The 15,764-nt window shown below is 41.4% G+C and carries 12 protein-coding genes; 4 read left to right on the plus strand and 8 right to left on the minus strand.

The window, feature by feature from the left end:
* Window positions 1–58: 58 nt before the first annotated feature.
* The gene (locus ABKW31_RS03800) at window positions 59–3,121 is read left to right on the plus strand and encodes an FAD-binding and (Fe-S)-binding domain-containing protein (RefSeq protein WP_348614864.1); all 3,063 of its coding nucleotides are present in this window, start codon (window positions 59–61) and stop codon (window positions 3,119–3,121) included.
* A 61-nt stretch (window positions 3,122–3,182) separates the two neighbouring features.
* Here the strand turns inward: ABKW31_RS03800 and ABKW31_RS03805 are convergent, their stop codons facing one another.
* From ABKW31_RS03805 to ABKW31_RS03835, 7 genes are all read right to left on the minus strand, one after another.
* A complete protein-coding gene (locus ABKW31_RS03805) occupies window positions 3,183–3,641 on the minus strand; it encodes a GNAT family N-acetyltransferase (protein ID WP_348614865.1) in 459 nt (152 codons plus the stop codon).
* Between the two features lie 12 nt (window positions 3,642–3,653).
* On the minus strand, window positions 3,654–4,739 hold the full coding sequence (locus tag ABKW31_RS03810; protein ID WP_348614866.1) for a cupin domain-containing protein: 1,086 nt from the start codon (window positions 4,737–4,739) through the stop codon (window positions 3,654–3,656).
* A 98-nt stretch (window positions 4,740–4,837) separates the two neighbouring features.
* The gene (locus ABKW31_RS03815; protein ID WP_348614867.1) at window positions 4,838–6,058 is read right to left on the minus strand and encodes an adenylate/guanylate cyclase domain-containing protein; all 1,221 of its coding nucleotides are present in this window, start codon (window positions 6,056–6,058) and stop codon (window positions 4,838–4,840) included.
* Between the two features lie 97 nt (window positions 6,059–6,155).
* Window positions 6,156–7,532 (minus strand): adenylosuccinate lyase, encoded by a 1,377-nt coding sequence (purB, locus tag ABKW31_RS03820; RefSeq protein ID WP_348614868.1) that lies wholly within the window; start codon window positions 7,530–7,532, stop codon window positions 6,156–6,158.
* A gap of 8 nt (window positions 7,533–7,540) precedes the next feature.
* Window positions 7,541–8,185 carry a high frequency lysogenization protein HflD gene (hflD, locus tag ABKW31_RS03825; RefSeq protein ID WP_348614869.1) on the minus strand — a complete coding sequence of 215 codons (645 nt, stop codon included), beginning with the start codon at window positions 8,183–8,185 and terminating at the stop codon, window positions 7,541–7,543.
* Window position 8,186: 1 nt separating this feature from the next.
* Window positions 8,187–9,344: a tRNA 2-thiouridine(34) synthase MnmA gene (gene mnmA / locus ABKW31_RS03830; protein ID WP_348614870.1), complete on the minus strand. Its 1,158-nt coding sequence runs from the start codon at window positions 9,342–9,344 to the stop codon at window positions 8,187–8,189.
* Between the two features lie 141 nt (window positions 9,345–9,485).
* Window positions 9,486–10,103 (minus strand): pseudouridine synthase, encoded by a 618-nt coding sequence (locus ABKW31_RS03835; protein WP_348614871.1) that lies wholly within the window; start codon window positions 10,101–10,103, stop codon window positions 9,486–9,488.
* Between the two features lie 249 nt (window positions 10,104–10,352).
* Here ABKW31_RS03835 and ABKW31_RS03840 point away from each other — a divergent pair, with 249 nt between their 5' ends.
* Complete coding sequence (locus tag ABKW31_RS03840; protein ID WP_348614873.1) at window positions 10,353–12,581, plus strand: NADP-dependent isocitrate dehydrogenase; 2,229 nt, start codon at window positions 10,353–10,355, stop codon at window positions 12,579–12,581.
* 64 nt (window positions 12,582–12,645) lie between these two features.
* On the opposite strand, the gene cspD is transcribed toward ABKW31_RS03840, so the two are convergent.
* Window positions 12,646–12,864 carry a cold shock domain-containing protein CspD gene (gene cspD / locus ABKW31_RS03845; protein ID WP_348614874.1) on the minus strand — a complete coding sequence of 73 codons (219 nt, stop codon included), beginning with the start codon at window positions 12,862–12,864 and terminating at the stop codon, window positions 12,646–12,648.
* A gap of 215 nt (window positions 12,865–13,079) precedes the next feature.
* Between cspD and clpS the strand changes: the two genes are divergently transcribed.
* Both clpS and clpA read left to right on the plus strand, forming a co-directional pair.
* Window positions 13,080–13,400 carry an ATP-dependent Clp protease adapter ClpS gene (gene clpS / locus ABKW31_RS03850; RefSeq protein WP_348614876.1) on the plus strand — a complete coding sequence of 107 codons (321 nt, stop codon included), beginning with the start codon at window positions 13,080–13,082 and terminating at the stop codon, window positions 13,398–13,400.
* Window positions 13,401–13,442: 42 nt separating this feature from the next.
* Entirely contained in the window at window positions 13,443–15,710 is a 2,268-nt protein-coding gene (clpA, locus tag ABKW31_RS03855; protein ID WP_348614877.1) for an ATP-dependent Clp protease ATP-binding subunit ClpA, read from the plus strand.
* Window positions 15,711–15,764: the final 54 nt, after the last annotated feature.

Raw genomic sequence — 15,764 nt, forward strand, 5'->3', positions numbered from 1 at the left:
CTAATTAATTCCGATGAAATCTAGAGGTAAGAGCGCAGGATTAGGTATACTCTTCAATATGATAAAAGTGGTAAATCAAAATACAATGACGAATAACTTGCCTTTTCTTGACCCACAAGAAACCATCGAAAGTGACTACAGTGCATTTTTATCGGCCTTAAAAGAGACGGCCTTTAGTGGTGATATTAATTTAAGCTACGGTAGTCGTTTAGCCGTATCGACGGATAACTCTATCTACCAGCAATTACCTCAAGCCTTACTATTACCTAAATCTGTTGAGGATTTATCACTCATTGGGCAGACCGCCGCACAGTTTCCCGCGGTCAGATTCTCAGCTCGAGGTGGCGGTACTGGTACCAACGGCCAATCTTTAACGCCTGGTCTGATTGTAGACTTGTCCCGTTATATGAATAAGGTGCTGGAAGTTAACGCTGATGAGCAATGGGTGAGAGTGCAGGCGGGTTTGGTAAAAGACCAGCTTAACGATGTATTGCGGCCCCTTGGTTACTTTTTTGCGCCTGATTTATCAACCAGTAACCGCGCCACCATTGGCGGCATGATCAGTACAGACGCATCTGGTCAAGGGTCTTTGGTCTATGGTAAAACCAGTGATCACGTACTTGGACTGACATCTGTTTTAGTGGATGGCACTATTCTTACTACCCAACCGATGTCAATGGACGATGCAAAATCCTTAGCTCAGCAACCTTCGGTATTAGGCAAGATAGCAGCGCAGTTGTTAGCAACGTGCATCGGCAAACGTGAACAAATTTTAGCTAAATTTCCACGTATGAATCGTTTTTTAACTGGCTATGATTTAGAGCATGCCTTAAACGATGAGATGACTCAATTAGATATTAGCCGAGTGATTACTGGTTCAGAGGGCTCATTAGTTTTTGTGGCTGAAGCCAAATTGAACATAACCCCCATCGCCAAGCACAAAGCCTTGGTGAATATCAAATATGATTCTTTTGAATCAGCCCTGAGACATGCACCGAGTATGGTGGCAGCAAAAGCAACGTCAGTAGAAACAGTCGACAGCAATATACTCAACCTAGCTAAACAGGACATCATTTGGCACTCAGTTAAAGACTTAATTACTGATGTCCCCCATAAAGACGTACTTGGCCTGAATATGGTTGAGTACAACAGCAATGACCAAGCTGACATTGAGTCAAAAATTGATGAGCTTTGCGCCAGGTTGGATCAGAATATTAAGTTGAGTCAATCGGGTGTGATTGGATATCAATTGACTTACGATACCACTGAGATCAATAAAATTTATGGTATGCGCAAGAAGTCAGTTGGGCTGCTTGGGAAAACTAAGGGTGAAAAAAAGCCCTTAGCCTTTGTTGAAGACACCGGAGTGCCACCAGAAAATTTAGCGGATTTTATTATGGAGTTTCGTGCACTGCTGGATGCTCGAGGCTTGCGTTATGGTATGTTTGGTCATGTTGATGCTGGTGTATTGCATGTCAGACCCGCATTAGATATGTGCGATCCACGACAAGAAGCCATGATCCCTGAAATTTCAGATGCGGTTGTGGCTTTGGTGGCTAAGTATGGTGGTTTAATGTGGGGAGAACACGGTAAGGGCTATCGCAGTGAATATTCCCCCACATTTTTTGGTGATGAGTTATATGCTGAGTTGTGTAAGATAAAGTCGGCTTTTGACCCCTTAAATAAAATGAATCCTGGCAAAATATGCACACCCTTTGAGTCAGACGAAAGCTTAGTTAAAGTCTCTGCTGCAAAACGAGGTGGCTTTGATAGACAAATTCCAGTTGCCGTGCGCAACGCTTTCGAACCCGCAATGAGTTGTAATGGTAATGGGCTTTGTTTTAATTATGATGTTACATCACCAATGTGTCCCTCATTCAAAATTACTGGTGATAGACGCCATAGCCCCAAAGGTCGAGCTGGCATTATTCGCGAGTGGTTACGTTTATTGTCTAAGCAGAACATCGATGTCGCGACACTAGAAAAATCTGGCAAGTCATCAGCATGGTTTACAAAGTTGTCGAATAGTTTATCAAAGCAACAAAAATCAGATTTTTCCCATGAAGTATTAGAGGTGATGGATGGCTGTTTAGCATGTAAAGCCTGTTCAAACCAATGCCCAGTGAGTGTGGATGTTCCTGGATTTAGAGCGCGTTTTTTAAATCTTTATTACCGCCGATATAGTCGGCCGTTGAAAGATTACTTGGTAGGCAATATTGAATCAATGGCACCGTTGATGGCCAAGTTACCTAAAGTAGTTAATTTCTTTTTACGCCAAAATTGGGTAAATAATTCAATCCGAAAATCGGTGGGATATGTTGATACCCCGCATTTGTCGGTGCCAACCTTGCAGCAAAGACTACCCAAAGCAATTCAACAGTTTGACTTAAAGCAATTGCAAAATCTGACTAAAGAGCAAGGGCTAAAAAAAGTGTGTATCGTGCAAGACCCTTTCACCAGTTATTATGAAGCTGGTGTGGTTGAAGCCTTAGCACAGCTTATTATTAAATTGGGGTATGAACCGGTTTTGCTGCCCTTTATGCCTAATGGTAAACCTCAGCATGTTAAAGGCTTTTTGGATAAGTTCGCTTCGACGGCCAACACAGCAGCAGAGCTACTTAACGAAATACAAGCCCTAGCCATACCTCTAGTGGGCATAGACCCCTCAATGGTACTTTGTTACAGAGATGAATATATTAAGACCTTGGGAGAGGACAGGGGAGACTTTAATGTGCTGTTAGTGCATGAATGGTTATTGAAACTTGATTTGCCAACAAAAGTTACTACTCCACAACAACATTATGCGTTATTTGGCCATTGTAGTGAAAAAACAGCATTGCCGGCCAGTGAAAGCCAATGGCAAAGTGTCTTCGCTAAATTTGGTCTTACCCTTACACCTGTTGCAGTTGGCTGTTGTGGAATGGCCGGAACCTTTGGACATGAAGAAAGTCACTTAAGCCAATCTAAAGGGCTTTTTGAGTTAAGTTGGCGCGAACAGATTGCTCAGTATACGCCTGAGCAAATTGTGGCAACGGGTTATTCATGTCGTAGTCAAGTGGCAAGGCTGGCGGAATTTAAACCTAAACATCCTTTACAAGTGCTGTTAAACACACTTGAATAAAAAGGTGGGCATATTTAGTCACAAAAATATTTTTAACTAAATATGCCCTGGTGAGTCTACTTTAGTGGGTAAACTCTACTTTATTGAGTGAAAAGTTCGCTACGCTACACGCCATACTTTGGCGGGCTATTCCAGCGTCCATAAACACGGGGCCGACTGGCTGGAATCCTTGTTGTTGGTAATGTTCTACACCCTCCAACTCACATAAAACATTCACACTGTGCAAACCATGCTGCTGTGCAATACAAATCAGTGCATTAAATAGCAATTGATACACTTCTGGCCCTCGATGTTGAGGTTCAACCGCTATACGGCCTATTTCACCCTGCTCAGTGATACGACCGGTTGCAACATCTTGGTTGTTTTCGTCAACCACCAATGCATGATAGGCATCTTTATCTTGTTGATCAAACTCGTATTCCTGAGGAATACGCCAGTGGCATACAAATATTTTATTTCTTAGTTTGCGCAGTTTGTGTTTGTCTTTCCCCCAGTCGACGTTTTTTACTGTAAACGTCATAACTGACTCCTTTTATTCAGGTAACCAAAATCCTGAATTGACTAGTTTAGTCAGAAGCTGGGTGAAAAATAAACAACTTTTTGGAGTTTCTACTAATTCTGTACTGTAAGCTGGGGAGTTTAGAAAGTTTAGAACAAAATCACGCCCTTTAAGCGGTACAGCAAAGGATTGGCTCTCTATATAGAAAATAAAGTCAGTATTATCAGTTGCTTGGCTCTCAATAAAAATCGGTTTAATACCGGGCTCACGTAAAAAATAAACGCCGTCAGCGAGTAAGCCAACTATTTCTTCCTCACTATAGTGCTCATCTTCTTCCACTTCATTGTTTGATAAGCGATTGGTTTCACTCAAGTATTTCCCTAACCACTGCTCAAAACTTGAGGAAGCTAAGGTGCTCGATAGCAGATGTTTAAAGTGACTTAATTCCTGTTGTTTTATTTCACCGGGATAAGCTCGTGGTGTAATGGACTTATCTTTGTAACGCTGATTGAAAAGATTGTGCTCCAGAGCATAGTCAGCAAACGAAGTAAGCATTTCTTGCTCTGAAGGTGCTCTAAAACCCACTGAATAATTCATACAATCTTCAAGAGCAATGCCATTGTGAGGGTGATGAGGCGGGATATAGATAATATCTCCAGCTGATAAGATTTCATCAATCACCGGCGAAAATGAATTAATTTGCTTTAGCTCAGGATGTGGAAGGGATTCGCCATACTCACCAGGCAGTCCGACTTGCCAGCGTCTTGAGCCTTTCCCCTGAATTATAAATACGTCGTATTGATCAATATGTGCACCAACTCCCGCATCAGTATTGGAAAAACTCACCATTAAATCAGTCATACGCCAATAGGGAATAAAAGAAAAAGTACGCATCAACTCATCGGCTTGTGGGATAAATTGATCAACTTTTTGCACTAATAAACTCCAAGCCCCCACACAATGCTGGTTTATGTCGTTAAATGGGCCATGGCTGACTTGCCAGTTTTGTTTGTCTCGACTAATAACGCGAGAGTCAATGTTGTCTTCAAGGGCTAAGCCAGCTAGTTCATGCTTGTCTAGCGGATCTTCAAATTGTTGAAAACCTTGTTTAATTAACATAGGTTTTTTTTGCCAATAGTCGCGTAGAAAAATATCGAGGTCGAAATTTTGTAATGAGTACATAAGAAGCTTAGTGCAAAAGTGTTTTAAGCAGTTTATCACTTACGACCAATTAACCAATAGGTAGTCACTTGACCAACACCTTTAACTTCAATTTTTCCGCGCTCTACAAAGTTAAATAGGTGTTTGCTTAAGTTAAACGTCGCTTGAGTGGTCTGAATTTTATGTCCTTGACCATGACTCTCCATCCTTGAGGCAAGATTGACGGCTTCCCCCCACATATCATAACTAAATTTATTTTTTCCAATTACGCCAGCAACCACTTCGCCACAACCGATGCCAATTCTGAGGCCGGTTTGCAATTTATGTTGTTGACTAAATTGTTCGAATTTTACTTGCATATCCAAGGCACATTCACAGCATTTGATTGCGTGCTTCGCATTGGCATTGGGCAAACCACAAGCCGCCATATAACTGTCACCACTGGTTTTTATTTTTTCCAAACCATAGCGCTGTGCCAGTAGGTCGAAATGGCAAAACAACTCGTCCAATAAACAAACTAACTGACGAGGCGTTAGACTTTTACACAGGGGGGTAAAATTCTGAATATCAGCAAATAGGATGCTTGCTTGAGCAAAATAATCAGCAATTAAGCTATTCGATTCTTTTAAACGTTGTGCAATGCTATGGGGCAGAATATTAAGTAATAGCTGCTCAGAACGCTGTTTTTCAAAGGCTAGTTTGTGCCAGCTACGATAAATATTTTTTTGAATATGATAGCTGCAAAGTAAGCAGGCTAAGGCCAATAGACACGCACTCGAATATTTAAACACTTGTTGAGCGTTGGCAAAATCTATAGTGGAATTAAACTGATAGTAGCTTTCGCTGAGCATAAAAAGGGCAATAAAAATAATACAACTGCTCCATTTAATCATTTGTTCGTTTGGGCTAAAAAAGAAGGGGCAACACACTACCGCCAAAAGATAGAAAAAATGAATATAGAGATTGATTTGCCATAAAATACTGGTCCACACCAAATTTCCAATATAGACCCCCATTAGTAAAAATTTGGCTTGTAAAAAGCCTCCACGCTCATTAAGCAAAGGAACTAAACAGAGTAAAACGCTGGTGGTAAAAACAATCAGTAATTGGTAAGAACCAAAATTATGCCAAAACCAAATGGCACCAGGGATTTGGCAAAAAGAAACAACAATAACTAAAAAAGCAATAATGTTGGTGAGTCGAACGGGCGTGAAGTTTTCTTCTGGATAGCGCGCAATGCCTGCCCACACCCAAAGTTTAAGAAACTGTTTAAGCATTTTTAAATCCCTTTAAAAACTAATAAACCCAACTAAGTGTAGTCGGGTTTATTATTATCGGGATATAAAATTGCGCTATTTTACATTAATTGACTGACTACAATGCGTCTAGTTGCTCTACAAATGCGACGGCGCGACCAATATAGTTAGCCGGTGTCAGGCCTTTTAATTGCGTTTTGACTGCGCCAGGCAAATCCAGTGAGTCAATAAAGTCGGCCATAATTTGTTGGTTTACTTTTTTACCACGAGTCAGCTCTTTAAGCTTTTCATAGGGTTTTTCAATACCGTGACGGCGCATAACGGTTTGTACCGGTTCGGCGAGTAATTCCCAATTATTATCTAATTCATCTAGCAGACTTTGTTCGTTAACTTGTAGTTTGCTAATCCCTTTTAATGCTGCCTGGTAGGCAATTAAAGAATAAGCGACTCCCACACCTAAATTCCGCAGTACGGTTGAGTCAGTTAAATCTCGTTGCCAACGTGATACCGGTAATTTAGCGGCTAGATGAGCGAACATCGCATTGGCTAGGCCTAGGTTACCTTCTGAGTTTTCAAAATCGATAGGATTAACTTTATGTGGCATGGTTGAGGAACCAATTTCACCTGCTACAGTTCTCTGTTTAAAGTGACCAAGGGCGATGTAGCCCCAAACGTCACGATCAAAGTCTAATAAAATAGTATTAAAACGGGCGATGGCATCAAATAATTCTGCGATATAGTCGTGTGGTTCAATTTGAGTAGTAAATGCGTTCCATTTAATGCCTAAACTTTCAACAAATGAGCCGGCAAATTGGTGCCAGTCAAATTCAGGGTAGGCCACCATGTGGGCGTTATAGTTACCCACTGCGCCATTGATTTTCCCTAAAATATCTACGTTGGCTATCTGCGCTCGTTGACGCTGCAGACGAATCATTACGTTTGCCATTTCTTTACCCATAGTCGTAGGGGTAGCTGGCTGGCCGTGAGTTCTGGCCATCATAGCCACAGACTTTAATTCAATGGCTAAGCGTTTTAATTCGCTAATTAATTTATCGCAGTAGGGCAAGATTACCTTATCGCGTGCTTCTGAAAGCATAAGGGCATGAGATAAATTATTAATATCTTCTGAGGTACAAGCGAAATGAATAAATTCATTCACAGCATGCAGTTCTGGCTGATTGGCCACCTTCTCTTTCAAAAAGTACTCAACGGCTTTGACATCGTGGTTGGTCGTGCGCTCAATGTCTTTAATACGCTGCGCATCATCTATACTGAAATTATTCGCGATGTTATCGAGAAAGTCATTGGCCGCTTGACTAAACTTGGGGACTTCCAAAATAGCGGAAGCACTGGCGAGCTGTTGTAACCAACGAACTTCCACAATAACGCGATATTTTAATAAACCAAACTCACTAAAAATTGTTCTCAATTCAGCGGATTTATCGCCATAACGTCCATCTATTGGCGATATGGCTGACAATGCGGTTAAGTTCATTTTGACTCCTAGTTTAGCGTGGTAGATTGGTTTAATGCTGATTTGGCATCGCGCAATATGCTCTGCCGGCTGAATAAAATTTGTCGTCTTTTACCACCAAGTTGGCGCCACAACACTGCCGCGCGTAAACCTGCTAATAGACACGCTCTGACTTTATGCTGGTTGTCGGTGCGCTTTAATAAAGCGGGGCTACCCGCTATTTGGATTTTACGCCCGATAGGGCTGATGACATCACTATAAATGGAAGCTAAATTGCTCATCATTTGGCTGTCAAATAAGTCCATGTGCAACTGCTGGCGTTGGATTTGACCGATACGTTCAGACAGCTCATTCATGGCTTTGCCATTGGCGCTCACTTTGCGTTCCAGTGTTAATAAATTAGCCACATAACGGGTTATTTCGACATCTTTGGCCTTATCATCATTGCCAAGCTGATTAATTAATGTTGAAAAACCTAAGTACAATTCATCCAGTGAGCCAAATACATCGATGGTATTGGCCGCATCGGTAATAACAATACTGTTAATACTTGTACTAAACGCTTTTTGATTAAGTTCGCCAGTTCTGGCGACTTGTTTTACCAGCGCTGCCGCTTGACACACACCCGCCAAAGCAAGGTTACGTGCATGATACTGCTGAGTTTCAATGCTCATGTTAACGAATATAACTCTCTATAATGCCACCGCCTAAACACAGCTTATCTGCATAGAAAACGGCTGACTGGCCAGGGGTAACGGCTTTTTGAGGCTCATCAAATATGACTTTGACTGTGCCATCGGCTAGCGGCGTAATAACACATGGAATATCGGTTTGACGATAGCGAGTTTTTACCACACAGCGCATTGGCACTGCGGGCCCTTTTCTATCTACCCAATGTAATTGATTAGCTATGAGTCCTTTTGAAAAAAGGCGAGGGTGGTTGGCGCCTTGGCCCACAATCAACACATTACGTTCTACGTCTTTGTCTACTACGTACCAAGGATCTTCAGAGAAATCTTTTAAGCCGCCAATCAGTAAACCTTTGCGTTGACCTAAGGTGTGGTACATCAAACCATCATGATGCCCAATGATCTGTCCCTCAGCCGTTTCAATTTCACCTGGTTGAGCGGGTAAATATTGCCCTAAGAAATCCTTAAATTTACGCTCGCCAATAAAACAAATGCCAGTGCTGTCTTTTTTATTGTGGGTCACTAATCCTTGCTCAAGGGCAATTTTTCTGACTTCGGGTTTTTCAATATGGCCAATCGGAAATAATGTTTGGCCAATGTGCTCATGAGACAAAGTATATAAAAAATAACTTTGATCCTTGTTGCCATCTAAACCCCTTAGCATCTGCCATTGCCCTGAACCCTTTGAGCGCTGCACGTAATGGCCGGTCGCAATATAATCTGCGCCTAATTCTTCCGCAGCAAATTCTAAAAACGCTTTAAATTTGATTTCTTTGTTGCATATTATGTCTGGATTAGGTGTGCGTCCTGAACGATATTCATCCAGAAAATATTCAAACACATTGTCCCAATATTCTGCTGCAAAATTAATCGTATGCAGGTGAATGCCGAGTTTATCGGCCACGGATTGCGCGTCTTTTAGATCTTCTGCCGCTGCACAGTATTCAGAATTATCATCTTCTTCCCAATTTTTCATAAACAGGCCTTCGACTTGATAGCCCTGTTGTTTGAGTAAAAAGGCAGAAACGGAAGAGTCAACTCCCCCAGACATCCCAACGATGACTTTGGTGCGGCTGTTATCTGTTTGCGCTGAGTCGGGCTCTGGTGAGCTCTGACCTGAAAATGTGGCAGTGTCTGTGACCATAAACAATAATTTAGATGTCGTAAAAAATGGACGCGAAGTCTAGCAAAAAGTCCTGCTTAAATCATCTCGATAATCACCACTCATTAGCGTTAAAAATTTTTTAATGTAACGAAATGCATAACCCAGCTAATTTATTGGTAATTATATTTGACGGTATTGACCTACTGGAATGTCATCGATTGTCCAATCCCCAATTTTATAGCGGATCAGACGCAGGGTTGGATAGCCAACATGAGCAGTCATTCGCCTGACTTGGCGATTACGACCTTCAGTGATGGTAATGGAAAGCCAAGAAGTTGGAATTGATTGGCGGAATCTTACCGGTGGGTCGCGCTGCCAAATTAGGGGTTCTGCCATCGCCATAACCTTAGAAGGTGCAGTCAAACCATCAACTAACTTTACGCCCCTACATAAGGCCTGAATGGCTTCACTGTCGACAGTGCCTTCAACTTGTGCCCAATAGGTTTTAACGGTTTTAGCTGAAGGTGATGCTAGCTGATGCTGCAGTTTGCCATCATTCGTTAATACCAATAAACCTTCACTGTCTCTATCAAGGCGGCCCGCTGCATACACATTTTCAATAGGAATAAAGTCTTTTAAGGTTTGACGGCCTTCCTGATCAGTAAATTGGCTTAGTACATTAAAAGGTTTGTTAAATAACACGATGCGTTGGGCGTCAGCTGGTTTTCTACCCCGCTGTTGTGTTGCAGCTTTTGAATTTCTGACTTTATTTTTTTGGCTATGCTGATTAAATAACATATTTATAACTGAGCTTTATTCTATATGATAAAGAAGGATTAGTTTGCTTAGCTATATATAATATGCAAGCAAAACTTGTACTTAACTTGTAAGCGCAGTTATTATTTGCAAACTGTTTAAGCTAGTTGTGCATTTTTCGACTTAAACATGAGCAAAAAGGTTTTTATGGAATGACAAAGCATAGTTCTAGATGCTTTAGATGTACCTAATTTTACATGGTGGTGCTCTGCCAACAACAAGAGGTTTAAAATGACGACTTCCAAGTCAAAAATTATCTACACAAAAACTGATGAGGCACCCGCCTTAGCAACATATTCGCTTCTCCCTATTATTCGTAGTTTTGCTTCGACTGCCGGAGTTGAAATTGAATTGAGTGATATTTCACTGGCCGCTCGAATCTTAGCCACTTTTGCAGATTATTTACCCGAAGAGCAGCGCGTACCTGACGCATTGCAAGAATTGGGTGAGCTTACCCAAGATCCCGATACGAATATTATTAAATTACCCAATGTCAGTGCCTCAATTCCTCAATTAAAAGCGGCGATTAAAGAGTTGCAAGCGAATGGTTTTGCTTTACCAGAATATCCGGAAGAAGCAACAACGGATGAGCAAAAAGAAATATATGCTAAATACAGCAAAATATTAGGTAGTGCAGTAAATCCAGTCTTGCGTGAAGGTAACTCAGACCGCAGAGCGCCGGTGGCAGTTAAAAATTATGCTAAGGCTAACCCGCATTCTATGGGCGCTTGGAGTCAGGCATCACAAACCCACGTAGCGCATATGCGCAGCGGCGACTTTTATGCTGCTGAAAAGTCGGTTACGGTCAAAAAAGCGGGCCATGTTAGAATCGCGTTTACCGACGATGCAGGCAAAGTCACTATTTTGAAATCTAAGGTAGAATTGCTAGCCGGTGAAGTTATCGATGGCATGTTTATGAGCAAAAAAGCACTGTGTAAGTTTTTCGAAGAGCAAATTGAAGACGCTAAACAAACGGGTATTTTGTTCTCTTTACACGTCAAAGCAACGATGATGAAGGTCTCACACCCCATTGTATTTGGCCACTGCGTTAAAGTATTTTATAAAGACTTGTTTGAAAAACACGCAGCTCTGTTTGAAGAGCTAGGCGTAAACCCCAACAATGGTTTGGGCAGTGTCTATGATAAAATATCCAGTTTGCCTGAGTCACAGCGCTCTGATATTCAAAAAGATATTAATGCTTGTTACGCTGACCGTCCTCTTATTGCGATGGTTAACTCTGACAAAGGTATTTCTAACTTACACGTGCCTAGTGATGTAATTGTTGATGCTTCAATGCCTGCGATGATCCGTAGCTCAGGTCAAATGTGGGGGCCAGACGGTAAGCCTCATGATACTAAGGCGGTTATACCTGAGAGTACTTATGCCACCATCTACCAAGAAGTGATTAACTTCTGTAAAACCCATGGTGCATTTGACCCAACTACAATGGGCACAGTGCCCAACGTAGGTTTGATGGCGCAGAAGGCTGAAGAATACGGTTCGCATGATAAAACCTTTGAAATTAAAGGTAATGGTAAGGTTCAAATTATCGATCAAGACGAAACAGTATTGATAGAACATACTGTAGAAGATGGTGACATCTGGCGGATGTGTCAGGCGAAAGACTTACCGATTCGTGATTGGGTTAAATTAGCCGTCACTCGTGCCCGTCAGTCTGGTATGCCAGCTATTTTCTGGTTGGATGAAGAACGTGCTCATGATAGTCAGTTGATTGCTAAAGTGACCGAATATTTGCAAGAACATGATACTGAAGGTCTTGATATTTCTATCATGGCACCAGTAAGAGCGATTCGTTACACCATGGAAAGAGCTATTCGTGGGCTAGACACAATCTCGGTTACGGGTAACGTCCTGCGTGATTACCTAACTGATTTGTTTCCCATTATTGAATTAGGCACGAGTGCAAAAATGTTATCTATCGTGCCATTGATGGCCGGTGGTGGCTTATTTGAGACCGGTGCGGGTGGTTCAGCACCAAAACATGTGCAGCAGTTTGTTGAAGAAGGGCATTTACGCTGGGATTCTTTAGGTGAATTTTTGGCTTTAGCAGTTTCTTTGGAAGACCTAGCCATAAAAACCAAAAATACTAAAGCTAAAATATTGGCAGTTGCCCTTGATAAAGCAACCGAAAAACTACTGACCAACAATAAATCACCTTTGCGCAAAGCGGGTGAGTTAGATAACAGAGGCAGTCATTTTTACTTAGCGATGTATTGGGCTGAAGCCTTATCTCAACAAAGCGAAGATGTTGAGCTGGCTAAAACCTTTAAACAGGTATTTGCAACATTGAGCACTAATGAAGCGAAAATAATGGGTGAGATTGATGCAATCCAGGGTAAACCTGCTGACATTGGCGGTTATTATTATCTGAATGACAAATTAGCAACAGAATCTCTGTTTCCTAGTTCGACATTTAAAGCTGCTTTAGCTTTTAATTAGAATATATTGGTATAAAAGAAAAAAAGCAGACTTTTCAGTCTGCTTTTTTATGAAGATTTTTACATTAACGTTCAGGTTCGCCATTGAAGTCGATGTTTTCAGCGTGTAAGCCTTTTGGGCCTTGCTGCACATCATATTTGACTTCTTGCCCTGCTTTTAGAGAGCGATAGCCTTCCATTTGAATAGTAGAGTAGTGTGCAAAAATATCTTCTCCACCATCGTCGGGAACAATAAAGCCGAACCCTTTTGCATTATTGAACCATTTTACTTTGCCGACTGCCATACTTCTGCTTCCTTTTAATCCCTTGAACAAATACAACTTTGACCCCACACTAGGTGTCTGAGGTAAGACGAGATAACTGCAAAATATTATCGTCTTAGAAAATGTAGTTTTTTTAACCTGTTTTTGTCAAGCCTAATTTGGTTTTTCCTTGGTTTGTAAAGAAACTTTAATGAACTTGGTCCTAATTTTAAGCAATTAAGTAATTAATCAGACATATGAGTAAAGACACTACAATAAATATTGAGCGCGAAAAACTGTTAGATGCGCAGAAGCAAAAAGCAGTTCCACCACCGATGTACAAAGTTTTGCTCAATAATGATGATTACACCCCGATGGATTTTGTTATTGAGGTACTGATGCGCTTTTTTAATCTCGATGGAGAAAAAGCCAATCAAATAATGTTGACTGTGCACTATCGCGGCCGCGCAGTTTGTGGCATATATACTGCAGAGATCGCAGAAACTAAAGTCATGCAAGTGACGCGTTATGCAAAGCAACATCAACACCCATTAATGTGTACGATGGAACAAGCGTAAGTTATTAGCCGAAGTTTTTGGTCAGTAGTCAGAGGGCATTTTATGTTAAATAAAGATTTAGAGCAGACGCTAAATGAAGCGTTCATTTTTGCTAGAGAACATCGTCATGAGTTTATGACGGTAGAACATTTGTTACTTGCCCTACTTGATAACAGTGCAGCCAAGGAGGCTTTAAAGGCCTGTGGCGCTAACATTGACTTAATCAAAAAAGAATTAACTGATTTTGTCAAAGACACCACGCCACTGCTGCTTGATGAACAGGGTAGAGAAAGAGAAACCCAACCCACTTTGGGTTTTCAGCGAGTATTACAACGTGCTGTTTTTCATGTGCAATCATCAGGTAAGGATGAAGTAACCGGCGCCAACGTATTAGTGGCCATTTTTAGTGAGCAAGAGTCACAAGCTGTATATATCCTCAAAAAGTCAGATGTGACTCGTTTGGATGTGGTTAACTTTATCTCTCATGGCGTATCCAAAATTGATGATGAATCAAGCGCCCATGCTGAAAGTCCTGAAGAGACCGCCGAACAAGAAGAAAATACGTCCTTATTACATAAGTTTTCGGTAAATCTTAATGTGTTAGCCAAAGAAGGTAAGATTGATCCACTCATCGGTCGTGATATGGAATTGGAGCGCTGTATTCAAATTTTATGTCGTCGTCGAAAAAATAATCCATTGTTGGTTGGCGAAGCGGGCGTGGGTAAAACCGCTATTGCTGAAGGCTTAGCTTTTCGTATTGTAAATAACGATGTGCCTGAAGTGATTGAGTCGGCTGTGGTCTACTCTCTTGATATGGGCGGTTTATTAGCCGGTACTAAGTATCGTGGTGATTTCGAAAAACGTCTTAAAGGCATCTTAAATGAACTATCGGCTGATCCGAATGCTATTCTATTCATTGATGAGATTCATACCATTATAGGAGCAGGTGCGGCCTCTGGTGGCGTAATGGACGCCTCTAACTTGCTAAAACCTAAGTTAAGTAGTGGCGAGTTGCGTTGTATCGGCTCAACGACTTACCAGGAATACCAAGGTGTTTTTGAGAAAGACCGTGCTTTGGCCCGTCGATTCCAGAAAATTGACGTACTTGAGCCGAACGTCAATGATACCACTAAAATTTTAATGGGTTTAAAATCCCGCTACGAAGCCCACCACAGTGTGCGTTACACCACAAAAGCAATTCGCGCTGCGGCAGAGTTGTCGGCTAAATATATTAATGAACGCCATTTACCTGACAAAGCGATTGATGTCATCGATGAAGCAGGTGCGAGCCAACGTTTGTTACCGCCATCAAAACGCAAAAAAACTATTGGTGTAATGGACATTGAACACATCATTGCCAAAATTGCGCGCATACCCGAAAAATCGGTTTCGTCTTCAGACAAAGAAGTGCTTAAAAATCTTGATCGTGACTTGAAATTGGTAGTGTTTGGTCAAAATGAAGCGATAGATACCTTGACTGATGCGATCCGCTTGTCACGCTCGGGCTTAGGCAATGAGACAAAACCCATTGGTAACTTTTTATTTGCAGGTCCGACTGGAGTAGGTAAAACCGAAGTGACAGCGCAATTAGCTAAGATAATGGGCGTAGAACTTGTCAGATTTGATATGTCTGAATATATGGAACGTCATTCGATCAGTCGCTTAATCGGTGCACCTCCTGGTTATGTTGGTTTTGACCAAGGTGGACTATTGACCGATGCAGTGATTAAACATCCCTATTGTGTCGTGTTATTGGATGAAGTGGAAAAAGCTCACAGCGATATTTATAACATTCTGCTGCAGGTAATGGATCATGGCACATTAACAGATAATAATGGGCGTAAAGTCGATTTTAGAAATGTGGTGTTAGTCATGACCACAAACGCAGGTGCACAACAAACCATACGGACCTCTATCGGCTTTAAACAGCAAGATAATAGTCATGATGCACTAAGTGAGATTAATCGCTTATTTACGCCTGAGTTTAGAAATCGTCTTGATGCTATCGTGTGGTTTAATCATCTTGACCAAGAGATTATATTGCAAGTCGTTGATAAGTTTATCGTTGAACTGCAAGTGCAATTGGATAATAAGGGTGTATCGCTTGAAGTTTCTACGCCAGCCAGACGATGGTTAGCGCAAAAAGGCTATGATAAAAATATGGGCGCTCGTCCCATGGCGCGAGTCATTCAGCAGCAGATTAAAAAGAAGTTGGCCCATGAGTTATTATTTGGGCGTCTTAGCAACGGTGGCAGCGTCAAAATAGAGTTAGCCGATGATAAGTTAGCTTTTGAGTTTATAACTGATAGTAAAGAAAAATCTGAAGCCTAGTAAGCCCTATCAATAACATAAAAAAAAGCCCTTGAAGTTAATTCAAGGGCTTTT

Origin of the sequence: Paraglaciecola sp. 25GB23A (assembly GCF_040012495.1) — a bacterium.
Lineage (GTDB): Bacteria > Pseudomonadota > Gammaproteobacteria > Enterobacterales > Alteromonadaceae > Paraglaciecola.